General features: G+C 59.0%; 17 protein-coding genes and 1 pseudogene. 10 read left to right on the top strand and 8 right to left on the bottom strand.

Features of this window, described 5'->3' with window-relative positions:
* Window positions 1-5: 5 nt before the first annotated feature.
* From ACQZ6J_RS30095 to ACQZ6J_RS30110, 4 genes are all read right to left on the bottom strand, one after another.
* Window positions 6-2489: a condensation domain-containing protein gene (locus ACQZ6J_RS30095; protein WP_449086718.1), complete on the bottom strand. Its 2484-nt coding sequence runs from the start codon at window positions 2487-2489 to the stop codon at window positions 6-8.
* A complete protein-coding gene (locus ACQZ6J_RS30100) occupies window positions 2486-10570 on the bottom strand; it encodes an amino acid adenylation domain-containing protein (protein WP_449086719.1) in 8085 nt (2694 codons plus the stop codon). Before ACQZ6J_RS30100 ends, ACQZ6J_RS30095 begins: the two co-directional genes overlap by 4 nt.
* The gene (locus ACQZ6J_RS30105) at window positions 10567-12480 is read right to left on the bottom strand and encodes a non-ribosomal peptide synthetase (RefSeq protein WP_449086720.1); all 1914 of its coding nucleotides are present in this window, start codon (window positions 12478-12480) and stop codon (window positions 10567-10569) included. Before ACQZ6J_RS30105 ends, ACQZ6J_RS30100 begins: the two co-directional genes overlap by 4 nt.
* A gap of 297 nt (window positions 12481-12777) precedes the next feature.
* Window positions 12778-13725, bottom strand: a complete 948-nt coding sequence (locus tag ACQZ6J_RS30110) for a glycoside hydrolase family 16 protein (RefSeq protein ID WP_449086721.1) — start codon at window positions 13723-13725, stop codon at window positions 12778-12780.
* A 45-nt stretch (window positions 13726-13770) separates the two neighbouring features.
* Between ACQZ6J_RS30110 and ACQZ6J_RS30115 the strand changes: the two genes are divergently transcribed.
* The 4 genes from ACQZ6J_RS30115 (at window position 13771) to ACQZ6J_RS30130 (ending at window position 18362) form a co-directional block, all read left to right on the top strand.
* The gene (locus ACQZ6J_RS30115; RefSeq protein ID WP_449086722.1) at window positions 13771-15192 is read left to right on the top strand and encodes a hypothetical protein; all 1422 of its coding nucleotides are present in this window, start codon (window positions 13771-13773) and stop codon (window positions 15190-15192) included.
* Complete coding sequence (locus tag ACQZ6J_RS30120; protein ID WP_163992023.1) at window positions 15189-16409, top strand: polysaccharide pyruvyl transferase family protein; 1221 nt, start codon at window positions 15189-15191, stop codon at window positions 16407-16409. Before ACQZ6J_RS30115 ends, ACQZ6J_RS30120 begins: the two co-directional genes overlap by 4 nt.
* Before the next feature lie 255 nt (window positions 16410-16664).
* Window positions 16665-17336: a Crp/Fnr family transcriptional regulator gene (locus ACQZ6J_RS30125; protein WP_163992025.1), complete on the top strand. Its 672-nt coding sequence runs from the start codon at window positions 16665-16667 to the stop codon at window positions 17334-17336.
* 513 nt (window positions 17337-17849) lie between these two features.
* Window positions 17850-18362 carry a LuxR C-terminal-related transcriptional regulator gene (locus ACQZ6J_RS30130; protein ID WP_449086723.1) on the top strand — a complete coding sequence of 171 codons (513 nt, stop codon included), beginning with the start codon at window positions 17850-17852 and terminating at the stop codon, window positions 18360-18362.
* 456 nt (window positions 18363-18818) lie between these two features.
* Here ACQZ6J_RS30130 and ACQZ6J_RS30135 read toward each other — a convergent pair whose 3' ends face one another.
* The 3 genes from ACQZ6J_RS30135 to ACQZ6J_RS30145 are packed head-to-tail and all read right to left on the bottom strand — an operon-like array spanning window position 18819 to window position 20126.
* Entirely contained in the window at window positions 18819-19244 is a 426-nt protein-coding gene (locus ACQZ6J_RS30135; protein WP_163992028.1) for a DUF6941 family protein, read from the bottom strand.
* 5 nt (window positions 19245-19249) lie between these two features.
* On the bottom strand, window positions 19250-19753 hold the full coding sequence (locus ACQZ6J_RS30140; protein WP_449086724.1) for a helix-turn-helix domain-containing protein: 504 nt from the start codon (window positions 19751-19753) through the stop codon (window positions 19250-19252).
* Window positions 19641-20126, bottom strand: coding sequence for a hypothetical protein (locus tag ACQZ6J_RS30145; protein WP_163992032.1), 486 nt, complete (start codon window positions 20124-20126; stop codon window positions 19641-19643). The genes ACQZ6J_RS30140 and ACQZ6J_RS30145 overlap by 113 nt, the downstream gene beginning before the upstream one ends.
* Window positions 20127-20451: 325 nt before the next feature.
* On the opposite strand from ACQZ6J_RS30145, the gene ACQZ6J_RS30150 reads away from it, so the two are divergent.
* From ACQZ6J_RS30150 to ACQZ6J_RS30175, 6 genes are all read left to right on the top strand, one after another.
* Window positions 20452-21528: a hypothetical protein gene (locus tag ACQZ6J_RS30150; RefSeq protein WP_449086725.1), complete on the top strand. Its 1077-nt coding sequence runs from the start codon at window positions 20452-20454 to the stop codon at window positions 21526-21528.
* A 24-nt stretch (window positions 21529-21552) separates the two neighbouring features.
* Entirely contained in the window at window positions 21553-21981 is a 429-nt protein-coding gene (gene csgH / locus ACQZ6J_RS30155) for a curli-like amyloid fiber formation chaperone CsgH (RefSeq protein ID WP_449086726.1), read from the top strand.
* Complete coding sequence (locus ACQZ6J_RS30160; protein ID WP_163992038.1) at window positions 21978-22490, top strand: hypothetical protein; 513 nt, start codon at window positions 21978-21980, stop codon at window positions 22488-22490. Before csgH ends, ACQZ6J_RS30160 begins: the two co-directional genes overlap by 4 nt.
* Before the next feature lie 37 nt (window positions 22491-22527).
* Window positions 22528-22845 carry a curli assembly protein CsgF gene (locus tag ACQZ6J_RS30165; protein ID WP_246726031.1) on the top strand — a complete coding sequence of 106 codons (318 nt, stop codon included), beginning with the start codon at window positions 22528-22530 and terminating at the stop codon, window positions 22843-22845.
* Between the two features lie 163 nt (window positions 22846-23008).
* Window positions 23009-23881 (top strand): CsgG/HfaB family protein, encoded by an 873-nt coding sequence (locus ACQZ6J_RS30170; protein WP_449086727.1) that lies wholly within the window; start codon window positions 23009-23011, stop codon window positions 23879-23881.
* Between the two features lie 1134 nt (window positions 23882-25015).
* The gene (locus tag ACQZ6J_RS30175; RefSeq protein WP_449086728.1) at window positions 25016-25651 is read left to right on the top strand and encodes an invasion associated locus B family protein; all 636 of its coding nucleotides are present in this window, start codon (window positions 25016-25018) and stop codon (window positions 25649-25651) included.
* Between the two features lie 544 nt (window positions 25652-26195).
* Here the strand turns inward: ACQZ6J_RS30175 and ACQZ6J_RS30180 are convergent.
* A pseudogene (locus ACQZ6J_RS30180) lies at window positions 26196-26285 on the bottom strand (3-oxoacyl-ACP reductase); the annotation flags it as partial.
* Window positions 26286-26294: the final 9 nt, after the last annotated feature.

Consider the following 26294-nt stretch of genomic DNA (forward strand, 5'->3'; position numbering starts at 1 on the left):
TCGATCTAGCCGCCGGCAAGTTTTCCGGAGAGGGCCGACGCCAGGTCACGGATACCGGTGCTGGTGAGCGAATCCTCATGCCAGCCATCGATATCGACCACCGGGCAGTCGTCGCCGATCGCATCGCCCCAGCCGAACCGCAACTGGCGCGCGCGCGCATGCGTTGCGCTGCTTCGAAGCAGGACGACGCTGGGATCCTTTGTTTGCGGCGGCTTGTAGTGACGTGCTGCCGCGACCAGCAGCTTGGTCACGGCTTCGTTCGCCTCCTCCTCAGGCGAATACTGCCCGGCCTTGACGCCGAATATCCGCAGAAGCGACAGCGAAACCTCGAACTCCTTGAGATAGTCGATCAGCCGGATGCGGCGGGACAGGAGCTTTCTGGTGAAATAGGCAAGGCGCTTGCGCCGCCGCTCCCGGTTCCACTGCCTCTGCTCACGCTTCGGCAGGGAGGCGAAATATCCCGGAGCCCATGCATCGATGATTGCCGTAACGCCGACGTCCGTGCCTCTTTCCCGCAATTGCCGGCTGACCTCCATCGCAAGGACGCCATTGACGCAGAGCCCGACGATGGCGACACGCCCAACGGTCTTGCCGATCTGCATGGCATCTATCGCCTGGCTGGCGATATCCTCGATGCGCAGCCGATCCAGCCCCTTTGCCAGATCCGCGTGGAACATATTGACGTTGTGTACCGAAACCTCGTCCGGCATCGCATTGGCTAGGCGGTAATACAGAAACGGATGGTTGAGCGTATAGACCGCGCCGATCCCCGTGCCATGCTTGCAGGCGATCAGCTCCCACGGATTTACCGCTTTCGCCGGGGGTGCCGACGCTTCACCGACATCAAAGATCGCAGCTGCAAAGCCTGCAAACGTCGGCTGCTTGAATAGAAGCTGCAATGTCGGTGCAGCATCGAATCTTGCGCGTATTTCCGATAGGAGCCGTAGCGCGAGAAGCGAGTGGCCGCCGAGTGCGAAGAAATCATCATCCGGGCGTATTTGCGGAACCTGTAGGACCTCTTTCCAAAGCCCAGCAAGCGCGTCCATTCGCGTATCGACCGGCGTCGCGCTTGCGATGGCGCCATCCATCGGCGCAGCCTTGGCGGAAGCCGGCGTCCCCCGTTCCGGCGCAACGAGCGAAGAAAGCGGCGCCTCAGGGTGTTCGAGAGCGATTTCATAAGCGTCCTTCCATAGCTGCAGGAGGCTTTCGATCGTGGCGGCTTCGAACAGGTCGGCATTGTACTCGATCGACATGCGCCAGCCGGTCGGCCGGCCGATCATGATGAAGCTCAGATCGTAGATGACGCCGGGAGACTGCGAAGGCGAGCTGATCAGCTCGAAACCGCCATAGCGGCGATCCTCGAGAAAGGCCTTCTGCAGGTTGAAGTTGACGGAGATCAGCGGGTTGCGAGCCGGATCGCGCACCGGGTTGATGAGTTCGACGAGCTTGTTGAACGGCATGCGCTGATGGTTCAGCGCGCCTTCGATCGTGGTGCTGACGCGACGAATATGGTCGGCAAAGCTGACGTCGGAACTGAAATCGAAACGCAGGACCAGATTGTTGATGAAGACGCCGATCATGTCTTCCAGATCGCTATGTTCGCGCCCGGCGATCTGCGAACCGAACAGGACCGTCGGGGCCTGCGTCAGCCGATGGAGGGCTGCGCTCAAAACGGCCGCTCCGAAGCTGTATTGCGAGACGCGGTGCGCGCGCGCGGCCGCGTCCATGCGATCCGTGAATGCCGGCGGCTGCGCGATGGAAAGAATGTCGCCGCGATTGGTTTTGATCTGCCCGCGCGGCAGATCGGGTGCGACTTCGAAATAGGGGGCACCCAGCAGCGTCTCGCGCCAGAAGGTCTTCTCCGTCTCGAAGCCGTAGCTCTGCAGGTATTCCTGCTGCCAGAGGGCGTAATCGCCATACTGCAACGGTAGCTCGGGCAGGACCGGCGGCCGCCCTGCGTCGATCGCCGCCGCTATTTCACCGACTTCGCGCCCGAGAACGCGGATGGACCAGCCGTCGAAGCAGCTTTGATGCGCGGTAATCAGCAGAAAGCCGCGCTCGTTTTCAGCCATCAGCAGGGTCACGCGCAATAGGCCCGGTATGGAAAGGTCGAAGGGCGCTTGCGCCGTCTCCTCGCCAATCGACAGGATTCTTGCCTGGCGCTGTTCCGGCGGCATGCCGCGGAGATCGATCACCGACATCTTGAAGTTGACGTCGCTGATAGCCTGCTGGAAGGGCTGGCCGCCCTTTTCGATGAACCGCGTTCTCAGTATTTCGTGGCGTTGAATGACCTTTCGGAAGGCCGCTTCAAGCGTCGCAACCTTGAAGGAGCCGCGGATCTCCCACCGAACCGCGACATTCAGCGCCGGATTGCCGGGATTGAGCTGATCGAGGATCCAGCAGCGCAACTGCGTCTGCGTGCACGGAAATTCACCGATGATGCTTGGTGCGGCAACCGAACCGCTTGGACTATTGTCAACCGTACTCATAGAGCTGCCCCCAGGCCGCGGCGTGCGCCGTTACGAAAATCACGCAAGGATGGTGTGTGTAGCTGGACGGGATCGGACGGAACCTCCCCCTGGCTGTCGGCGAAGGCTGCCAGCGCGGCAACCGTCGGATGGCGCAGCAGATGTTTTGCTTCCAGCGGCAAGCCGTTGTCGCGCATGCGGGCGGCGATGCGGAAGATGGTCAGCGAATCCGCACCGAGCGCATAGAGATTGTCGTCGATGCCGATATCGCTGAGGTTCAGAACATCCTGCCATATCGTCAGCAGCCGCTGTTCCATCTCGGTTTTCGCCTGGACCTTGACCGGTGCCGCCTCACGCTGCGGTATGCCGCGTTGCTGCAAGGTTTTGCGATCGAGCTTTCCGTTGGCGGTATGCGGCAGCTCTTCTTCCATCACCCAGAAGCTCGGCACCATATGCGCCGGCAGGTTGGCTTTGGCGTGGGTCGCGATATTGGCCGCGGACGTCTCGTTGCCATTTGCGTTCGGCACGATGTAGCAGACCAGAGAGCGATCGCCCTTGGCGTTTTCGGCGACCACGACGGCGCATTGGCGTACACCTTCGGCCTTGGAAATGACGGCCTCTATGTCGCCGAGTTCGATGCGGAAGCCGCGCAACTTGATCTGCTGGTCGCGGCGCCCGAGCAATTGCAACGAACCATCCGCAAGCCGCCGCCCGACGTCGCCGGTCTTGTAGAGGCGCATCGGCCTGCCGACGGCAAAGCAATGCGGGATGAAGGCCTTTTCGGTCAGATCGAGGCGATCGAAATAGCCTTCCGCCAGCCCGTCGCCGCCGATGTGCAGCTCGCCGATGACGCCGATGGGCGCGATATTCTCGCTCTGATCGAGGATGTAGAGCTGCGTGTTGGCTATCGGATGGCCGATCGTGATCGGCTGATCGGCATCCGTGACGCGTTGCAACGACGACCAGATCGTCGTTTCCGTCGGCCCGTACATGTTCCAGAGCTCGCCGCCGATCGCCAGCAGGGAGCGCGCCAGTTCCTTGGGCAGGGGCTCCCCGCCGCACAGCATCTTCAGCGTCCGCCGCTCCTTCAGGCCGGCCTCGACCAGCATCTGCCATAGCGTCGGCGTAGCCTGCAGCACCGTGGCTTCGTGTTCGCCAATGAGCTTGACCAGAGCAAACCCGTCCTGAACCTGGCTACGGCTGGCGATGACGACTTTCCCGCCCGTGATCAGCGGCAGGTAAAGTTCCAGGCCGGCGATATCGAAGGAAATGGTCGTGACCGCCACGAGCGTGTCGCTCGCATCGAATCCAGGCTCCCTGGCCATGGAGAGAAGGAAGTTCGTCAGGGACCGATGCGAGACCTCGACGCCTTTCGGCATGCCGGTCGAACCCGAGGTGAAGATGATATAGGCGGATGCCGTCGTATCCACCGGCAAGGTCTTCAGGGGAAGGCCGGTCATCGAGCTGATCGCCTTGGCGTCCTTGTCGAGCCGGATGACGGGAGTCTGCGCGGCGGCGAGCCGGGCCATGTCGTCGCTGTCGCAAAGCAGGCCGCCAATGCGCGCGACATCCAGCGTCTGCCGCAGGCGTGGCTCCGGATGAGCCGGATCCATCGGCACATAGGTATGCCCTGCCTTCATGACCGCGAGGAGCGCGACGATCATGTTCAGCGAGCGTTCGACCAGTATGGCGATGCGCTGACCAGGATCGGGAATTGCCATCTGGAGGTAGAGGGCGAGCTGGTTTGAGCGCATTTCCAGCTCACCGTAGCTGATCGTCTCGCCATCATGCTGCGCAGCGACGGCATTCGGATGTTCGGCCGCCCGCTTGGTGAAGAGCGAGAAGACGAACTGATCGTGATCGTAAGGCGCGGCTGTCCGATTGAGATCGTCGATCAGCCATGACTTCTCCTGCGCGGACAGCAACGGCAGTTCGCCGACCTTGCGCTCCATGTCGTTTGCCAGTGCGGCGGCCAGCGTCGAGAAGTGGCCGATCCATCGTTCGACCGTCGCGCGATCGAAGACATCGGCGTTGTAGTCGACGTCGATGCGGATATGGTCGGACGCCTCGATCATGTTGAAGAAGAGATCGAAGTTGGAGAAGGCTTTCGCGTTCGGCTCCATCGTCGATTTCAGGTCGCCGAACGTCGAGCCGCCGGCCACGCGCTCGAGGTTGAACTGGATTTCGGTGAGCGGCAACCGCCTTGGATCGCGTTTTGTATCCAGCTTGCGCACCAGGGTGCCGTATGTGTAGTCCTGATGCTCGAAGGCCTGGAAGACCAGTTGCTGCGTTGCCTTCAGATGGGCGGCGAACGCCTCTGCCCGCAATACCGATTGACGCAGCGGCAGCAGATTGACGCAATGCCCGACCAGGGTCCGGCCATCCAGCAGGCTTTGTCCGGCCGATGGAATGGCGATGACGATATCGTCCTGACCGGACAAGCGCGATATCATTACCTGCAGCGTGGCCAGCAGGGTCGAAAACAGCGTGGCCCCCGATTTGGCGCCTTTCTTCTTCAGAGCCTTGTAGACGTCGGCGTCGATATAGCCGGTGCAGGTTCCGCCTGCGAAGCTGCGATATTCCGGACGCGGGCGGTCGAGCGGCAGGTCTGGCAGGTCCGGAACGGTCTTGAACTGATCCAGCCAGAACTGCTCGGTTGCCTGGGATTTTTCCGGCCTGGGAGAAAGATCCGTCGAATAGGTGGCGAAGGAGAGCGCCGGCTCAAAGTGCGGAGCATTGCCCGCCTTGAAGGCTTCATAAGCCGCCGACAGCTCTTCGACGAACGTGTTGATCGACCAGCCGTCGCAGATGATGTGATGGGCCGTGAAGACCAGCACATGTTTTTCAGGCGCCAGTTTGACGATGCTCGCGCGAACAAGCGGGCCGTTGATGAGATCGAATGGCGTATGGGCCTCGTCGTCCACGAAGTCGGCCAGGTCCTTCATGTCGAAGCCTTCGAGGATCGGCAGATCGAGCTTGAAGTCCGGAATGAACTGGAAATGCTCGCCGCCGCGGTCGAAACGAATATGAAAGGCGTCGTGGCGCGCAATGACCGTGTCGAAGGCGCTCTTGATGGCCGCCTCGTTCAGGATCCCTTCCAGCGTCAGCGAGAAGGACTCGTTGAATGAGCAGGACGCCTCGTCACCCGCCTGCGCCGCAAGCCATATTTCCGTCTGGGCTTCCGTCAACGGCGCGGACAGAGGCTTTGCAACGGATGCCGACGCCTGCTTCGGAGGGGCGGATAGCTCCTCTCTTGCCGTGAATATCCCCACGGCCTGCATGGCATCGAGGCTGTCGCGGAAGGCTTTCGCAATGAAGTCGAAGTCATCCTCGCTGTGGGCCGTCGTCAGGAAGCAGGGATAACCGTCCTGGATATGGACCCCATTCAGCCGCATCTGGGCGTAGAACAGGGCTCCGAGCGGATCCTGGCTGGAAAAGTCGGTCGCGAACCAGCTCTTGTAGCCGTGAACGACATCGGCAATGCCGCGCCGGGCAAGATCGGCCTTGATCTCGGCAACCATCGCCTGCGTCCGCTCGGCGACACGGTCGTAGAGAGCGGCTCCCTCTCCCTTGATGTGGTGCAGCACGGCGTTTGCGGCGGCAAGCGTCAGCGGATGGCGGACAAAGGTGCCGGCAAAGAATGTCGGGGCCGTCATCGGAACGGAACTGTCGCCATAGGCCCAGTGGCCGCCGTCGAGCGCGTCCATGAAGCGCGGGCTGCCGACAAGCACGCCGATCGGCATTCCGCCGCCGACGACCTTGCCATAGGTCGCCATGTCGCCCTTGATGCCCCAGATCGCCTGCATGCCGCCCGGATCGACGCGGAAGCCGGTGACGACCTCGTCGAAGACCAGCGCGAATTCGGATCTGGTGGCGATGTCACGCAGTTCCAGCACGAAGTCTCGCGGCTGCAGTTCCGGATGCCGGCTCTGGATCGGCTCGATGATGACCGCGGCGATATCTTCGGCGTTGGTGCGGATGAAATCGAGACTTTCCGGAGCGCCGTAGCGCAACACCGTCATGTTGGACACGGATGCCATCGGGATGCCGGATGCGACCGGAAGCGCGATCGGCTTGTCGGCGCGGTTGCGGCCCTTGACCAGAACCTCGTCGAACTGGCCATGATAGTCGTTGGCAAAGACCACGACGCGGTCGCGGCCGGTGACTGCGCGGGCAAGCCGCATCGCCGCCATGACAGCCTCCGAGCCGGTATTGCAGAAGGTGACGCGCTCATGACCGGTGATTTCGGCGATCATCCTTGCAACGTCGCCGGCAAGCGGCGTCTGCGGGCCGATGGCAAATCCACGGTCGGCCTGAGCCTTGACGGCGTCGATGACGAAATCGGGTGCGTGACCGAAGGCGGTCTGCCCGAAGCCATTGACCAGATCGACATATTTATTGCCGTCGACATCCCAGATATAGGCGCCCTTGGAATGGTCGCAGACGATCGGGAAGACCATCTCCTTCCAATCCGCCCGGAAGCCCGACGCGGAACGGGGGTCGGCCAGATGCCCGCGATGCTCCTGTGTAAAGCTCTTGGACTTGGCGTTCTTGGTTTCATAGGCCTTGGTGAGGCTGGCTATGAAATCCTGCTTGGCTGCGGAAATCTCCGATGCCACGCTCTTCGCATTCGGGCGGTATAGCTTGATGCGTTCGGTGCCGAAATCGCTTTCGGCGGCTGCAACGGGAGCCGGTGCGCTTGCCGCAGCCTGCGGCGGCGGCACAGTGGCCGCGATCGGCGTCGCGCCCGGGGCCATCGGGGCCAGCGCAGCCTGGGGGTTGCCCTGCATGGTCTGCAGCATCACCAGCTGTTGGGCAAACAGGGCTTGCGCCATCTGGATCTGGGATTGCATCACGGTGGCGAGATCCGATGCCGCAGCCGGCATCGATGCGACCTGGGCGGCCGGCGGCATGGTTGCGGGCGCTATCTGCATGGGCATGGCCGGCATCGGCGCGGCAGCGACTGGAGGGGCGGCCGGCACGGGCTCAACCGCCTTGACCGCTTCGGGTGGCATTTGCCGATCGAGATAAACAGCCAGATCGGCAACGGAAGGGATGTCGCTCAGCAGTTCCCGGAAGGAGATCTTGACCTTGAAGTCCTTCTCGATGCGCTGCGCAAACTGACCGACGAAAAGCGAGTCGAAGCCAAGTTCCAGGAATGTCGCCGTCCGCTCGTCCGGTCCCAGCGTTTCGCCCGACATGTCGCTCAGCAAGGTCAGAAGGGCGGTTTCCAACTGCGGCAGGCGGCTGGATATGAGAATTGGTGCTGCAACGTTCATCGCTCGATTCTCCTCGGTGAGGTTGACGTCAGAGACTAGGGAATCGCTTGCCGGGCGACTCTCCGCGTTGATGCCGCCGTTCCGCGTCGATGCGCGACGTGCGGAAGGGGGGGCATCGATCCAGTGGCGTTGTCTCTGGAATGGATAGGTCGGCAGGGACAATCGCTGCCGGGCTGCGGCCGGGAGAGCCGGCCAACCAAGCCGGCAGCTCGTCATCCACAGCTTGCCGTGGGCTTCCGCCAGAGTTTCGGCGGCAGCGGAGGCCCGGTCGTGTTCGGGCAGGGATTGTATGACGGCCGCAAGATTGTCGCGGGCGATGGTTTGAGCGGCGAAGACCGACAAGGTGCGCCCCGGCCCGACTTCCAGAAGAACGGGTTTGCGATCGCGGCACAGCGTTGCGAGCCCATCGGCAAAACGGACGGTATCGCGGCAATGCATGGCCCAATAGCCGGGAGAGGTGGCCAGTTCGTTGGTCTGCCAATCGCCGGTGACGCTCGAGATGAAGGGTATGGTAGCCGTGCCGTAGGTGACTTTCTCCGTCTCCTGGCGCAGCGCCAGAGCGGCATCCGTCATCATCGCGGAATGGAAGGCGTGTGACGTATGCAGCCGGCTGAAGGCGATATCGGCAGCGGACAGCGCCGCGCAAACCTTGTCGATGTCGCCAAACGGGCCGGAGATGACGCAGAGCTTCGGGGCGTTGATCGCGGCAATCTCGACCTGGCCTTGCAGATAGGAAGCCGTCGTGCTCGCGTCGGCGCGTACCGATACCATCGCGCCCTGTGGCTGATGCTGCATCAGTCGCCCGCGATTGGCGACGAGACGCAGGCCGTCTTCGAATGAAATGACATTGGCGAGCGTGGCGGCAACAAACTCGCCGACGCTATGACCGATCATGGCATATGGCTTCACGCCGCGGCTGAGCCAGAGCCGGGCAAGCGCATATTCGACCAGGTAGAGACAGGGCTGGGCAATCCGGGTTTCGCGCTGCTCATCGGCAATGGCCTGCGTGGCGGAGCCGGTGTGGCAGATGTAGTCACGCAGATCGAGCCCAAGGGTCATTTTCAGGAGCTCGGCGCCACGGTCGATCCAGCGGGCAAATTCCGGTTCGGAGCTGTAGAGGCCGGCGCCCATGCCGACATATTGCGCGCCCTGGCCGGGAAACATGAACGCGATGGGTGGCTGATCGGCGGCGGCGAACGGCTGATAGCTGTCCGTCGTCAGCTTGACGACCGCCTCATCGAGGCTTCCCGCGGCAACTGCCAGCCGATGGCCGAATTCGCGTCGTCCCGTTTGAAGCGTATGGGCGAGCTCGGCGACCGAGAGCTTCGGGTTCCGGGTGAGATAATCACTCAGATTGACCCGCATCCTCTCAAGGGCGGGCCTGCTGCGCGCCGAAAGGGGGAGGATGTAATGACCTTTTACTTCTTTCGACGTAGTCGAGGGATGAGGAGGTTCCTCCAAAACGATATGAACGTTCGTGCCGCCTACGCCGAAAGCGCTGACACCGGCTCTTCGTGGTGCCGGGCCCTTCGGCCAGTCGATCGTTGTTGTCGGGATGTAGAAGGGACTGCCTTCGAGCACGATGTGTGGATTGGGTTGCCGATAGTTCGGCATCGGCGGAATCTTTGCGCTACTCAGCGCCAGCGCCGTCTTGATGAGACCTGTGACGCCGGCGGCGCAGTCGGTATGGCCGATGGTGCCCTTGACCGATCCAAGCGCACAGCTTGCCGTTCCCGGTGCATCATGTGCGAATGCTCTCGTCAGTCCGTTGAACTCAATGGGATCGCCGAGCGGCGTGGCGGTGCCGTGGCATTCGATATAGCCGATCGACGAAGGGTCGATGTCGGCATTGGCAATCGCCGCCGCAATCGCTTCCGCCTGCCCCTCCACGCTCGGCGCGGTGAAGCCCACCTTGTCGCTGCCGTCGTTGTTGATGCCGTAGCCGCGAATGATCGCGTATATGTGATCGCCATCCTGAAGCGCATCCTCATAGCGCTTCAGGAGAACGACACCGGCTCCGCTGGCAAAGACCGTCCCCGCGGCATCGGCGTCGAACGGCCGGCAGGCGCCATCGGGCGATGCCATTCCGCCTTCCTGATAGAGGTAGCCCCTCTTTTGCGGGATCGTGATCGAGACGCCGCCCGCGAGAGCCATATCGCAGCTGTAGGTGAGCAGGTTCTGACATGCTTGCGAAACGGCCAGGAGGGAAGTTGAGCATGCCGACTGCAGCGTAAAGGCGGGGCCGCTCAGGTTGAACTTATAGGCGACGCGCGTGGACAGCGTGTCGTTGAGCGCGCCGACGAGTTCATGGAAGCTTCCGATCTGGTAGTTCGAGGTGAACTCCTCCGCCTTTGCGCGGTCGTGCAGGACGTTGTTGATCAGGTACGTCGGCATCGAGGAGCCGGCGAAGACCCCGATCGGGCCGGCATAGCGTTGCGGATCGTAACCGCCGTCCTCGAGCGCCTCCCAGCATATTTCCAGGAAGATCCGATGTTGCGGATCGGTGATGGCAGCCTCGCGCGGAAACATGCCGAAAAACTCGGCGTCGAACATATCGGCGCCTTCGAGATGCGGCCTTGCGGCGACGTAGTTGGGCTGCGCCCGCTCTTCGTCGGTGAAGGCGTCTTCGATCTCATCCGGCGAGAACCGCGAAAAGGCGTTCTTCCCCTCAAGGATCAGTTGCCACAGCTCACCCACCGAGGGGGCGCCTGGAAAGCGGCCGGACATGCCGATAATGGCGATATGACCGGAATTCTGCTCGCTCTGATCTTCATTGTCCTCGAAATCACGCTCTTCGTCATTCTCCGGGTGATTCCGTTTCATAAGGAGCTCCTGCGGATGTGAGAGATTGCCTTTTTCTGCAACGCCGCACGCTGAGCGGCGGCGGCGATGCGTGTCGGGCCAGGCGCCCGGCCGTCGAGATAAAGCGCCAGTTCCCGGATCGTCGTGTGACGCAGCAATGCAACCACATCGATCGGCCGACCGAGCGCGTCTTCGAGACCGGCATGAATTTCCATCAGTTGAAGGGAGGTGCCGCCGAGGTCGAAGAAATTCCTGTCGAGATCGATGCTGGCCAGTCCCAACGCCTCTTGCCACAGACCCGTCAGCAGCTCTTCGGTCCGGCTCCTCGGGTCGGACGGCCTTGCCTGTGCTTCGATCGGCGGCGGCGGCAGCTTCGAACGGTCGACCTTGCCGGCCGCCGTCAGCGGCAGGGCATCGACGATCACGGCGGCGCTCGGGATCATGTAGGTCGGAAGGGTTTCGCGCAGCGTGGCGATGACGCCCTGCACCAGATCGGCGCCCGCTCCGATATGACTTTCCTTCGGGCAGAGATAGGCGACGATGCGCTTCAGGTTTTCGCCCTGTATGTGGCAAAGGACGATGCCGTCGGCAAGGCGCGGATCACGCCTGAGCGCGGCTTCGATCTCGTCGAGCTCGATGCGCTTGCCATTGATCTTGACCTGTCTGTCGCGCCGTCCCTTGAAGGTGACGGTGCCATCGGGCTTCAGGCAGGCCACATCGCCTGTCAGGTAGAAGCGCGTCCGGCCGTCTTTCGTGTCTATGGTCACGAATTTCTGATCCGTCAGCTCCGGACGCTTGAAATAGCCGATGGCGAGGCCGTCGCCCGATATCGCCAGCTGGCCCTCGATCCCCGCAGGAAGGATGCGCAGTTCCTCGTCCAGTATGGCGATGCCTGTATGAGCGATGGCCTTGCCGATCGGCAGTTCGCCGCCCGAAAAACTCGGCAGGACCTGGAAAGCCGTAGCAAAGACCGTCGTCTCGGTCGGGCCGTAGGCATTGGTCAGCTTGCAGCCGGGATGATGTTCCAGAAAGCGTCGGGCATGAACGGCCGACCCCACGTCCCCCCCAAAAAGAATATGGCGAAGCCTCGGCAGGGATGCTCGGGCACGATCGGCAAAAAGGTTGAACAATCCCGTCGTGAGGAAGGAAATGCTGACATCCGTCGCCCGCATGAAGTCGCACAGGCGCGAGATGGAGAAATCGGTGTCAGGCATGATTGCCAATGTGCAACCATTGAGAAGTGCGCCCCAGATTTCGAGGGTCGATGCATCGAAGGAGATGGTGGCGGTATGAAGAACGACGTCGTCCCGGCGAAAATCGATATAGGTCTGATCAAGGACGACACGGGCGATGCTGCGATGGCAGATCATCGTTCCTTTGGGGCGGCCGGTCGAACCGGATGTATACATGATATAGGCGAGATCGCCGCCATTCACGGCGATGGCCGGTGCGGCCATCCGTGGTTTGCCCGCCATTTCGGTTATGATGGCATTGGCCTCGATGACCTTGCCGTTCATGCTCGGGATGCGGCTGAGCTTGTCGCCATCGTCCGTATCGACGAAAATGACCTTCGGTGCACATTCGCCGATGACAAAATCGAGGTGCTCGATCGGAAGGGCAGGGTCAAGCGGAAGGTAGGCACCTCCGGCTTTCAGGATGGCCAGGGTGCAGATGATCGCATCAACGCTTCGAGGCAGGAAGAGACCGACAATATCGGCCTTGTGGACGCCGATGCGTATCAGGTGCAACGCAAGCGCATCCGATATGCGATCGAGATCGCAGTAGTTGATGCGGGTGTCGCCATAGACGAGAGCTGTTGCCTGTGGCGCAGCCCGAGCCTGGACGCGCAGCATTTCATGAAGGCAAAGGTTGCAATCGTAATGCATAATGGCTGCGTCATTTGCTTCTGCTTGAGCATCACGGTCAATCATCATCGCTCTCCGGGTTGTCCTGCGACTTGCGACGACGCGAAATGCTTCATCGCCCGTTGCAGAATTTCATGCTGGGGCAAAAGCACCAGTTGATCATTGGGATAACTATTCTCACCATCGAAAGTCGTAGGTTGTAGCGGGCCGTAGCCATTTTGCCGGAAAGGCCGGATACGGCCGCAACAACTCGGCCGAAAGCATTATGCGTGGCAGCGACGGCACCGGCATGAGACATGCCAAGCGCAGTATCCGCATGAGCAGAGATTGAGATGAAGTGCTGCACAGGCTGGAGGCAGGCAGCTAACGGAACTGATAGGCTCTGACGTAATCGACGAACATGAAGGATGGATCGGCTGCAGCCATCTTCGTTACACCATCGACGATACCGAGGTCGATGAGAACATACATCGGCTGGCGATGCTCCGGTAAGGCCTTGGTTTTCCAGACGAGGTTTCCATCGAAATACATGCGTATGAAGTCGGAATCGATCTTCACCCCATAACGATGCATATCGGTAGGACTTGCGGTAGCAAATACGTTGATGCGGGAGTAGGCGGAATCGTGCTTCCCATCGCGATGCCAGACATGCACCGTCGATGAGTAGCCACCCGGCTTGTCGCCGTAATATTCGATGACATCTATCTCGGCGGTCGCCTTTGACCGGTCTTTGCCGATCAACCAGAAAGCTGGCCAGACACCAGGCCCGTCCGGTAACCGCGCCTGCATCTCGAAGTAACCAAATTGTTGGGAGAATCCATTTCCCTTCGGGTCGACGGAGGCAATCAGGCCGGAACGCCACATGCCGACTTCATCGCGCGCGGCGGTAATGCGCAGCATGCCGTCCTGTATCGCAAAGGGGAAATCGCCGCTTGGATTGGAGAAGCGGGCGCCGCCGAAGTCACCATTCCATGGAGTATGGGAAATCCAACGTGTGCCAGGCCCCCAGGCCGAGATACTCAGCTCGTCGAAGGGATCCTCGAAGGTCAGTGTCATGCTGTTCAGATCAAGTGCATCCCCGGTATCACCTGCGCGTGCAATCCTTATGTCGCAGATCGCAACCAACGCCATGGCAGCCGACGCGCGAAGGAAGGCGCGACGGTTGTTCATGCGTTTGCTGCAATGTAGTGGCGAGAAATGATCCATGCTCGGAAGCATGAACGCAGTAGTAAGCACGGTATAGAACGTATTTTGGCCAATAGGTCCCCCAAAAGGATTAGAGATGGCGGAAATACAGCTATAGGGCAGCATGGTAGCTTGCGGCGGTCATGAGGCGGAACTGCTGGACTCCCACACATGTATGTCATGGGGCTTGTAACATTGATCGTTGGCATCGCGACGCTCACTGCGCCTGTTCGATGGTCGTTCATCATAATGACGCTATCGACGGTGTTTGGAGCTGCCGCCGCGTTCACAGTCCCCGGCCTTGGCGGCGCATCGGTGCTCGTGCCGAGCCTCTTTCTATTGTTCTTCGCCGCGCGCCTGTTCGCGGCCTATGGGGAAGGGCCCTTCCTCGCCGCTCTGGCTCCGTGGCAGCCCGGCTTTTTCCTGCTGGTCCTGACGGCCTTCGGTGTCTTCACCGCGATCTTCTTCCCAAGGTTGTTTCAGGGCGTGACGCAGACAATGACGGTGGAGCGCTCGATCGGTACACACAGCCTCATCGCTCTGGTGCCGCTGCGTTTTTCCTCCAATAACATTACCCAGACGGTCTATGCCGTCGGCGGCCTCATCTGCTTCATTGCCACCTTTGCGTTCTTCCGGCGGAACAATATTCCCGCGACTTTTATCAACGGCGTGCTGGTCGTCGCGAGCATCAATCTCGGCTTTGCGCTTGCCGATATCGTCACTTACTTCACGCATACGGATTTTTTGCTCAGTTTTGTGCGCACGGCCAATTATGCGCTCCTGACCAATGCCGAAAAGGGCGGGCTGAAACGCATCTCGGGGACATTTCCCGAAGCCTCGGCCTTCGCCGATTTTACCCTCGTGCTCTTCTCGATCGTTACCAGCCTGTGGCTCGGCGGCATTCGTTCAGCCGTGACGGGCACTATCGCCGGCCTGCTTTTGGTGGCGCTGATCCTGTCGACATCGGCGACGGCGCTCGTCGGCCTTGCCGTCGTCCTGCCGATCCTCTGCCTGCAGTCATTTCTGGCCGCGCGCCATGAGCCCGGCGCGGGACGACCCGTTCTGATCGTATCCATTCTTGCCAGCATGCCGCTCGTCATCTTCTTCGTTCTCATTGCCATGCCGGATCTCGCGCACAATCTGCGCGATTTTCTCGACGAGATGCTCTTTTCCAAGGCCGACAGCCAGTCAGGACGCGAGCGCTTCATGTGGAATGCCATGGCCTACCAGGCGTTCGTCGACACGAGCGGCTTCGGAGCAGGCCTTGGAAGCGCCCGCGCCTCGAGCTTCGGCCTTGTCCTTCTATCCAATATCGGCATCTTCGGAACGTTGCTCTTCGCCGTATTTGTCGGCCGGCTTCTGATGTTCGACACGCGGCCGGCATATCTGCCGTCACAGCAGGCTGCCGTCGTGCGCGCTGCGAAGGCCGGCCTCATCACCGTGCTCGTCTCCGCGGCCACCTCGGGGACGGTCTATGACCTTGGATTGATGTTTTACATCCTCGCAGGCAGCGTTTCTGCGCTTGGCGCCAGCACGCAGCGGGTGCGGGCCGGCTACCGCCCGGGATTGAGCGCCGCCGGAGAATTGAGATGAAGATCGTCGTCTTCAACGTCAAATACAGTGAAAATCTCGGAGATGGGCTGCTGGCGGAATGCGTCGAAGCCGCGCTGGCGAATGGTGCTGGCGAGATCGAAGTGGAGACGATCGATCTTGCGGGGCGCGAGGCTTTCGCGGCCGGTCATGGCGGGCGTCGGCGCTTGGTCCTCGCGCTGCTCCATCGATCACCCGCCATCGTCCGGCGACGGCTTGTCCGCCTTGGGCTTGAGCGCAGGTTGCGCAGGCTTCGCAGCCGATGGAACGACAAGATTGCGGCTGCAGACGCCGTCGTGATCGGCGGCGGCAACCTGTTTCAGGACGACGACCTCAACTTCCCGCTGAAGGTCGGCATGGTGCTCGATTGCGTCTGCCGGCACGATCGGCCCCTGGCGATTTATGCGGTGGGTGTGAGCAAGCACTGGTCGGAGCCGGCATACGACCTCTTTGCGCGTCTGAAAGGGGCTCGGCTCGTTCATCTTTCCGTGAGGGACGGCTTTGCCCAGGATAATTGGCGCGAGCACTTTCCGGATGGACCGGACGCGAAAATCGTGCGGGATCCTGGATTGCTGATCGACGGCTCGCCATTGATCGAGAAACCTGCCGCATCCGCCAAGCGTCAGCTGACCATCGGCTTGTGCGTGACCGATCCCCTCATCCTGCATAGGCACAGCAACGCGCCGGCCTCCGCCATTCCCTTTTCCAGCGTCGACGCCTACCGGGACTTGATCGGGCTGCTCCTGGACGACGGGCAGCGCGTGCTGCTGTTTTGCAACGGGGCCAGGGAAGACCAGGCTTTCGCCGAGCGCATCCGCCATTCGGTCGCCACGCACCGGGCTGTGGAGCCCGGTGCGCTGGATATTGCCGGGCGTCCGCGGGTTCCGATTGACCTGATCCGGACGATTCAGCCGCTGGATGTGATCCTAGCCCATCGGCTGCATGCCTGCATCGCTGCCTATGCGCTCAGAGTCCCGCATGTCGGCTTGGGCTGGGACGGGAAGGTCGAAGGCTTCTTCAATTCCGTGGGGCGTGAGAATTACTTCGTGAAGGATGTATCGCAACCGCCGGGACGCATCGCGTTGCTGTTGAAAGCGGCGGAGAAGGAGGGGATAGAGGCACTTCGACATCACGTCATAATTGCGGAAGCCCGGGCTGGAATCTCGAACATGCGCCGCCATTTGGTTGGACCCGACCAGTGCGCCATGTCGGGTATATAGTCCTTACGTCGCAGGAAATACCGCGAAGGCATAATGTATGTCGAATATAAGTAGCTGAGTTGCTGCTCCTTATACATAAAGCTTATATCAACTCTCCATTGAATTCGATAAAACTCCGACAAACGGCGGTTATCGATTTGTATCGAAGACATTGCCGAATTTTTATGGTATTGAATACTTAGAACTCACGAAAAATCTTATTTTTGAATGGCCCTTTGACCATCGAGATATGCTTTTGGGTTGAGGGGTGTCGGCATGGCAGCGCATATTTCGATCGAACATATTCGAAGCCTGGGCGGTGTAGCGCGGACCTTTGGCGCCGGTAGCGCCATCTGCGACTATGACAGCAATGCACCCCGCCTTCTCTTTATTTTGGAGGGGTGGGCGGCACGCAGCAAGATGTTGCCGAACGGGACACGTTTCGTAACGGAATTCGTCCTGCGTGGCGATATGATCTCGACCTCGCTGACGGCGCTGTCACGAGAGACCGTGCAGGCGATAACCAACGTGACGGTGATGGTCTTCCCGGACTTTACGTCTCTGCCGAAGATCGACACGCCGGCCTTGTTCTATCGTATTGTTATTGCTGAATTGCTTCGATATCAGGCGCGTATGTCTGAGCGTTTTGCCAACATAGGCAGGCGCGATGCTCTGGAGAAAACCGGTTACCTGTTGCTTGAGCTCGGGTCACGCATCGGCACCTCGAGAGACTATGCAAATGCGGAATATTTCGATTGTCCCCTGACGCAGGCGGATATCGGTGATGCCGTTGGGCTGTCCACGGTTCACATAAACCGCGTTCTCAGGGATATGCGCGAGGCGGGTCTCCTGTCCTTCCGCAATGGCATCGTTGCTTTTCTCGATCGGCCGCGTCTTATGGACATTGTCGACTTCGACCAATCCTACTTTGATACAACTATGATTTGAACAATGCATAAACTCCATTTCGGATAGAGTTTAGAAGAATTCCCGCAATCAATATTTCAATTTACCATTAACATAGGTTAATGCGTAGAAAAGAAAAATAAGCAATTACTATGGTAAGATAAACCTAACACGAGGGGACTGATATGAAAATGAAAGAAAATCTTAGCGTTACGCGAATGTCATGCTCTTTGAATAGAGTAAATACTCAAATAATTACAAGAAATACAAAGGCCATTTTAAGAGTTGGGGGTACCGGCCATGAATGGACAATCGCTCGTAAGTGAAAAATTTACCTCGGAAGCAGGGGCACGCATTATTTCGGTTCGGACGTCCGATACCCTGAGGCCTTTCATCGCATCCGGCATGCCTGGCGTCGATGAATGGGAAGACTATGTCCTTCTTATAGATTCCCGCGCCCTGGATCGCGAGTGCCTGTCGAAAAGCCTCACCGAATGCGACGGTGCCATGCACATCGTCACGGTCGGCTCGCTCGACGAATGGCAGATGCGGAACATGCAGGTCATGCCGTCGGCAATTCTTTTCATGATCGGCGGTCGCAAGGTTTCGGACGCAGACGTCAGCGCGAAGATTTGCGCGCTGGTCGAAAGATTTCAGACAAGCCCGGTGATCGTCGGTGCGGACGGCGATGAGCTTGCGCAGCTGCTGCATGCGCTGGAATGCGGCGCCCGCGGTTACATCCCGACGAGCGTCGGAATCAAGGTTGCCGCTGAAGCTGTCGCACTTGCTCGCGCAGGCGGCGTCTTTGTGCCGGCAAGCAGCCTTTTGGCCGCCAAGGAGGCAATTACTCCCGTGGCCAGCCGAAACTGCTGCCTCGACAGCCTTTTCACCCCGCGTGAAGTCGTGGTTGCGGAAGCGCTGAGGCGGGGAAAGGCAAACAAGATCATCGCCTATGAGATGGATCTTTGCGAAAGCACCGTCAAAGTTCATATTCGCAATATTATGAAGAAGTTAAACGCGACGAACCGGACAGAAGTCGCCTATAAAATCCGGGAACTCGTCCGCTAGCCGTTCCATATAGAACGGTTGTCGAATGCGGGAATAGGACTGGCAGGAGCCCGCATCGCCATATTTTAGCGTTGCCAGCCCCGGGGGAAGTACCGGGGCGGACCAGCCATATAGAAATCAGCGGAACCACTGATGCTATAGCGACCGATCGCTCGGCAGCTGAAGGCTGATTTTGCCGATTGCGGAGATGCAAAGCGCGCTTGCCCTCCGAAAGATCGCCACGAACCCGTTGAAAATCCTGGGATTCAGATCGCCATGCGATAATCCGCTCAATTTCGCCGACATGGCCATGCCATGCGCTCGGCTTGCGTGCGCACTCGCGACGCATCCGAAGGGGATGAGGCTATCGCCTGAAGCAGCTGCTTGACGGTGTTTGCGGGAACGATGGCGCCCCCGACGGATTCCAGATCATCCGCGATATCGAACCTCACCGGCAAACGGCCTTCATGGGCCGGATCAGCGCTGGGCTATCCGGAGGGATGCGATCTCCGCCGGCTTGTCGTCGATGATCGCGCTGACGGTCAGCAGGCCCGGACGGCGCAATATCAATGGCGAAAATACAAGACTGGCACCAACCACGACATTGATGGGGATATCGCTCGTCTCCGCGCTATCCGTCAGATCCTTCTGCTCGTTGAGCTGGTCCGGATCCAGCCGCTCTTCAAGGAGCGGTTGGCGGTCTCCTGGCGCGACGCAGCGCAGAACGATCGAGCGATACGGCTCCGTCGCCAGAGTGATGAGATTTACGTGCACACAGAATTTGGGCAGGGAGAAGGGGAATTCGGGTAACATCAGCACGCCGCTATAGACGCCGATGAAGCTCAGCTTTTCGCCGATTTCGGTGCGAACATCGTCGCAGAAGATGCAATATCCATAACGCATGTGCTTCAATCATCCCGTTCAGTGTTGGCGCGGGCAACAATGGTGCGGATAGCGCGCGAAGAGCTCCAGGAAACGACCCCGCCGGAGCAAACGGGATGAACGGCCGCCCGGGTCTCGAATTCGGAGACACGGTTGCCGTTCGTCAACATTGTGGGATCGCGGAGCTCGATATGGATCTCTTTGTCGAGTGCCCAGGCCAGGTCCGCGATCGAGCGAAGCGGAAGCTCCCTTTGTCCGCAGAGGTAGCGGTTCAGGTCCTTCCGGCTGACGCCGACCAATTCTGCCAGCCGCTGCTGCGAAAATCCTTTCTCCGACCGCCTTTCGAGAATGGCGGCAACAAGATCGCTGCGAATGTTTGCGATAAAGCGGCTCGCCGCACGCGCCCGCGCGCCTATCTCAAACCGAAATGACATCGTCCGGGTTGACTCCCTCAACGCACAACGCATCACCCACGCCAAGCTCACGACGTAGCCGGCGAACTTCCAGCCGATAGCCGCGGTAAAGATCATAATCCTTCACATGGTCGGCCCAGTCCCCGAAAACCGCGACAAAGCAGTCGCGCTTGGCAAACCAGCCGAATATGCGCAGATCCACGGTCTTCAGTTCCCAGACTGCATTTCGTTCGGGGCGGATTGCCCGGAATTGTCTGGAATGAATGAGCGGCTTACCCGAGACAAACGTGAAAAAGAGAAAGTCTAGCTGTTCGATGGGGCTGAGGACCGCACCGAGCGACGATGGTTCGTTTCTGCTTACGCGTTCACCCAACCAATCTGCAAAGCTTGGGGTAGCGAAAAGCAGCCGCTTAGGCAGCTGCCGTCCATCAAGCTGAATCTCAACTTTAACGATTGCTTCGGATGAGACGAGACTGTCAAACGTAGTCATGCCTGTCAACTAATCCATTATAATGTGGCGCTCTCTCATTGAACCTCTCCGAGGGTAGTATGAATTGCCGCACACTTGGATTGTATTTATCTGGCTCCCTGATGGCTTAGTGCCCTTAAGCAAAGAAGAGTATAACCGATACGCCCGACCGATACATGTTTCATCTGCTACTCATTTTGAGGTAGGTCTTTTATATTTCATATTATCCCTGGTTACCGTCCTAGTACGAACGGTTCTCTTGTTCGGCTCTCCTCCAGCGGCTTATTAAAAAGGTCGAGGGCGGTGAATGGTCGCTTGCCCCGTTTTGGAGAACAGGGAGGATCACATGAGGACGTTTGGAGCTCTCGCGATTTTGCTGGCAAGTACGTCTTTGACGCTTGCCGGTCCATATCCACCGCCACCGGTCGAAAATGACTCGTTCATCGGCCAGGTGGGCGCCTTCAACGGCGCTTTCGTCAGCCAGAATAGCGGCAACAACCAGGCGCTGACCTTCCAGGACGGTGTTGGCAACTTTGCAATTACCAACCAGAATACCGCAAAGTCCAATACCTCCGATATCTTGCAATTTGGCTCCGGCAACTTCGCGGTGGCTGATCAGAAGGGCAAGACCAACGACCAGAGCACCCTCCAGGTCGGCACCCTGAATTTTGCTTCGACCCTGCAACGGGATGGCGGCGACAACAATTCGACGATCGGCCAGTTCGGTTTCGGCAATTCCGCTTTCGCCGATCAATCCAAGGGCGATAATACCCAGAATACGCTGCAGGTCGGCGGACTGAACTTCGCCTCCACCGACCAGACCGACGGCAAGCATGGCGGCAACACGTCAAGCACCATGCAGTTCGGCTGGGGCAATGGCGCCATTGTGGGCCAGGATGGCGGCAACAACGACCAGACGACGCTGCAGGTGGGTGCCGGAAACTTTGCCGCCACCTCCCAATGGGGCGTTATCGGGCCTAACGGCAATTCCTCGTACACGGCGCAGTTCGGCTGGGGCAACATATCCTTTGCCGATCAGTCGGGCGGGAACAACTCGCAAGACACGTTCCAGGCCGGAGGGCACAACTTCGCCGTCACGGGCCAATCGTCGTTCTTTGGCGTGAACAAGTCGGCCACTGCCCAGTTCGGCGTCGGCAACACCGCCTTGACATCCCAGATCGCCAACCCGCTGGGCTCGAACAACTCGCTCATCGTACAGGCCGGTTATCGCAACACGGCGATAGCATCTCAGTCCGGCGTGCAGAGCGCGTTCCCGTTCGGAGGTTCCAACTTGCAGGGAACCATCCAGATCGGTTCGGGAAACTATGCGATCACCTCTCAGACCAGCTCGAGCGCACTGACCAATACCTCGGTTACGGCGCAGTTCGGCTATCGGAACGTCGCCGTTACGAGCCAACACTGAACAGGCAGGAGGAGGCGAATGCGAATGTCCGCCTCCTCCTTCCAAGCGGTTGAGCCATCCGTATGCATTGGGCTCAACCGTTGGCGATCAGCATGCAACCTCCTTGCGAAGCTTTTCTGCCTTTCTGCTCTGTCGTTCACATGCGCCGCTCCCGCTTTTTCGCAAGCGGGGGTCGCGTGCCTGATCGCGGCAAACAGGAAGGATGCGTTTCTTGTCGTGCAGGCGATCGTAAAGTCGGCAACGGCGGTATCCGGTACCTACAGGCTGGTTCTCATCAAGCGCAATGCGTCGGGCACGAGCCAAAGCATTCAGCAAGGCAATTTTGAGTTGCAGCCAGGTTCGGACGGGCTTCTCGCCACCACGGTGGTCGGTGCACCGGCGAATACCGAACTGAGTGCAAAGCTATTGGTCGAAACCGATCGAGGTGTCTCACAATGCGGATTACCACAATGAAACCTCCGAACGGCAGGAAATTGATGTTGGGTGTCGCCGCGGCATTGACTGTGCTGATGGGGCAGGCGGCAACGGTATGTCGGGCGGAATCGGCCTATGTGGTTCAGATACCGGTCAACGTAAAGACGACCGTGACGTTCAATAGCGCACCGCCGCAACAGCAGGCGGAGCAATATCGGCCTTCGTTTAATTTCCAGGCGCCGGGGGGCGTGGGAGTACCGGAGGCTTCAGTTGCGGGGCATGGCAACAACATAGCTCAAACGCTGGAAATAGGTATCCGCAACAGCGTGTATCATCTTCAATCCGGAGCAAACAACATCTCAACGGCCGGCGTGATCGGCAGTTACAACAATGTAAACGTGCTGCAGGCCGGAAATAATCTTCGCTCCAACGTCGTATTGCTGAATGGAGCAGGCCTGAATGTGAGTGTTCTTCAGCCTGCCGGTTCCGCGCCCGTCAATGTACTGATCGCGCGGTTGCCAGGCGGTGGATTGCTTATCAAGCGTTGAATGGACGCCGCAGCGTCCGGAAGCAAGAGAGAGGGGAATGGCAATGATGATGCGTATGACGATGATCGCAGTAGGCCTGGCTGCAACAGCGGCAATGCCGGCGTTCTCGGGGCAACTGGTCTATCAGCCGACCAACCCGACATTCGGCGGAAATCCTTTGAATGGCTCATTTCTTCTATCGACGGCACAGACACAGGGCGCCGGCGTCAAATCCGGCCAGCAACAGTCACCGGATCTGTCCGGTCTCAACAGCGCCCTGGGCAACCTCGGGAACATAAACGAAGGGGCGGGTTCCGGCGGGTCGTCTCCGGTTATCGTGATCGAGAGCGGCAGCCAGGTGCCTACCAATCCCTAAGCCGAACTGATTGCCTGAATGTTCAATTCTTTGGGGGCGATTCATTCGTTAAGCGATGTCACATGTCAATTTTCCCCTTGCCGCCATTCTATGCGGACTAGGCCTGAGCGGCTGCGCTGCTGCAGGCAGTAATCTTGATCCGATGAGTACCCCGGCGACGCTCATGCCGGCTACCAAGACGGGCGTGGCGCTGGAAAGTCTGCCGCAGCCGAAGCAAGCGCTCGACGTCGCCGTCTATTCGTTTCCCGATCTTACGGGGCAAAACAAGCCCAACGAGAACTTCGCCGAGTTTTCCCGCGCCCTCACGCAAGGCGGCGCGCAGCTGCTGACCGACGTCCTGACCAAGGCCGGCAACGGCAACTGGTTCAATGTCGTCGAGCGCACCGACCTTCAATCGCTATTGCAGGAGCGGCAGATCATCCAGAACACGCGGTCGGCGGTCTATGGCGCCAAGGCCGGCGGCATACCGCCGCTTCGGTTTGCCGGCGTGCTGCTTGACGGCGGCATTGTCGGTTATGACTCGAACGAGACGACCGGCGGCCTGGGCGCCAACTATCTGGGGATCGGCGGAAACACGCAGTACCGCAAGGATATCGTGACCGTGTCGCTACGAGCCGTGAGCGTGAGCACCGGGCGCGTGCTGGCCTCCGTAAGCACCACGAAAACCGTCTACTCCGTTCAGCTTCAGGGTTCGGCCTTCCGCTTCGTCGGCGTCGACCAGTTGCTTCAGATCGAGGGCGGCATTACGCGAAATGCGCCGACCACCTTGGGGGTCCAGGAGGGGATAGAGCTTGCCGTCTATTCCCTGATCTTCGAAGGCGTGAAAAACGGGCTCTGGCAATTCAAGGATCCCGCAGCCGGAGCAGCATTCATGCGGTATCTCGACGAGCATCAAAGGGCGATGACCTACAAGGTGGACGGAAACGGCAGGCCGATCGGGCCGGCCGTCGATCCCCAGCAAGTGAGTGCTACCCAGCCAGCCGTCGAAGCCGCATCGAAGCCGCCCGTGATCGTCAGCAAGCCGAAAAGCTCATGAGGGCTAACGGTGTTGGATCGCTTTCCGGCAAATGTCGGATTGGGCGTTTTCAGGCCCGCAGCTCACGGTTTCGTTTTGTGTGCTGCCGCTCGAATCCGATTTGTTCAAGGACTTGGCGGCCGCTCCCTTTTCGAGATTGTTGCTCTTCCTGATCGGGACGCGTCCCTTCACCTGGGGTATACGGGTCTCCGAAAATCCGGAATGGCGGATGATGGATTGGTCGACGGCAAAGGCATCTGCCGGACCAAGCACACCGGCAAGTATGACGAATGTGGCCGCAATGACTCTATGGGAGTGTGTCATTTCGATGTTGCTCCTGGACCGTAACAATGGGCCGACTTTGCGCTATCGGCTGCGGAAATTCCGCCAGCGAAACTCTCGAGTGGTTCAGCTTTTCAAAGAATATCCGAACCGCTCCATCTCTGTACTTCCACGCAATTCCGCACGAAAGGCCGCCGTGCCCTTTTCCTGGAATTGCTCCAACCGCAAGGCCACCGCCCCAGTTCCATGTTCGTTGGCGGTCGCCAGCCGCTATGCAATCACTATCCGATATTCATGGGCTGATTGGCGAAGTGATGACAGGCACCCGTGCATTCCGGCAGGCCACTTGTGACTATTTCAGTGTCCCACCGTTCCGGCGCCCACCGTTGGCAGGCGATTGTCCAGAGGACCTGGCGCCGCCCGCTCGGTGACCCCGCTGCCGACACTGGGAAAAACGCTGCTTGCCAATAGGGCTTGCGGCCGCGCATGGGGCGGTCGCTTCGGCCTATGCGACGGAGTTCGGCTATTGGCGGGTGGTGGCTGGAGCGCAGGTACGATTGACGTCTCCGGAAGCTGCTCGACAAAGGCAGGATTCTCGTTCACGGCAGGAGCCTGCTGTAGATAGCTTTCGCCAAATACCACACTCTCGCTTAGTGCGAGTACGGTGATCAGAGAATAGCCTGCAATGATGATCGGCGCCATCTGAATTTATTCCTTGCGGGTTACAAATATAAAACTCCGCCGTTTTCCGATTAAAACAGAAAACTGAAATGTGATCTAAATTTTATTCTATAAAATGCGCTTTAACTCGCGTTTCGTTCGACATTATTGCTCATATATTATAAAATTGCAAACCAAATCGTGGAGGGGATCATGCGCCTATATTGGCAGACGACTATGTGTTGTGTCGTTTTCTTGTTTACGCACGCGGTTGCATCCGTGGCATTCGGTGCCGACAATAGCGGGGTGACGCCGCAGCCCGATCCTCAGAAAGGGGCGGCCGAGCCCGGCAATAGCAACAGCAACCCGGCGCCGGCGGCATCCTCAAGCCCGCCGGTGGCTCAGCCCGGCGGTCCGCAGATCACCGAACAGAAATTCGAAGCGTGGACACTGCAGTGCAGCACCGACAAGTCGATGAAGCCGCCCTGCCAGATCGTGTACAGGTTGACCTCGCCGGATCAAAAGCAGGTATTCATGGTAATCAGCATGGCGCGTTCCGCGGAAAACAAGATCGGTATGCAGATGGCTCTTCCACTCGGCTTTTCCGTTCAGGCCGGCGTCAAGATCGCGTTCGGCGGCAAGTATTCGACAATGGCAAAAGTGTCGCGATGCACGACGCAAGGATGTCTGGTGGAAGGCCTGTGCCCTCCCGGGATGCTCGATGCGCTGATGAAGGAAAAATCAGGGAAGGTTTCCATCCGGATGATGCAGGGAAATATGGCGGAGCTTCCCATATCCCTGGGTGGTTTCAACGCAGCCTACAGTGCGATGATCGCGAACAACGGGTGATGAACGCGCCGATCGGTAGTTAAATAAGGTCGCATCCTTCAAATGATAACCAATCGGTAGTCGGCATCGCTTCTTTTTTGGCAGATGGATTGGTGTTGAGTGACCAAGTTTGGAAGCCATTGCTTATCAAGCGTGAAGACAACGTTGAGCTGAAATTCGTCAGGTTGCCTTGAAATCGATTTGTCTGTTCAGATCTGCAAGCTTGACCTCTATTAATGAGGATAGTTCCTCGTAGATATCCCATTCGTTAATGATCTTTCTATCACTTGTAGTGCCTGTGTCTTATGCCCATTACCTAAAATCTTGATTTATTTGTCTCGCTCAATTCCCGTAATATGCCATACAAGAGATGGCCATATAGTTACGTCGTTCCGCTAGGAGAACATGCGTTTCCGCTTCATTCCATGGATGCTTCATCGCTGAACCTGTTACCTCAATTTCTTTCGATCTTGTTTTCTTGCTCCTGTCGGCGATGTCTATGGGTGACACGAGAGGGTCCCAACTGTTCAGGATGAACCCTTTCGTGCCGTCAGTGCGCGCTTTTGCCCAATCCGATGCCCGAGGAAGCACCGGTGACGAGTGCGGTCTTGCCGTCCAATCGGAAGGAGGGTGTCCTGGGGAGCGGTGTGGTCATGGCGTGGGT

The organism is Rhizobium sp. A37_96 (assembly GCF_053521765.1).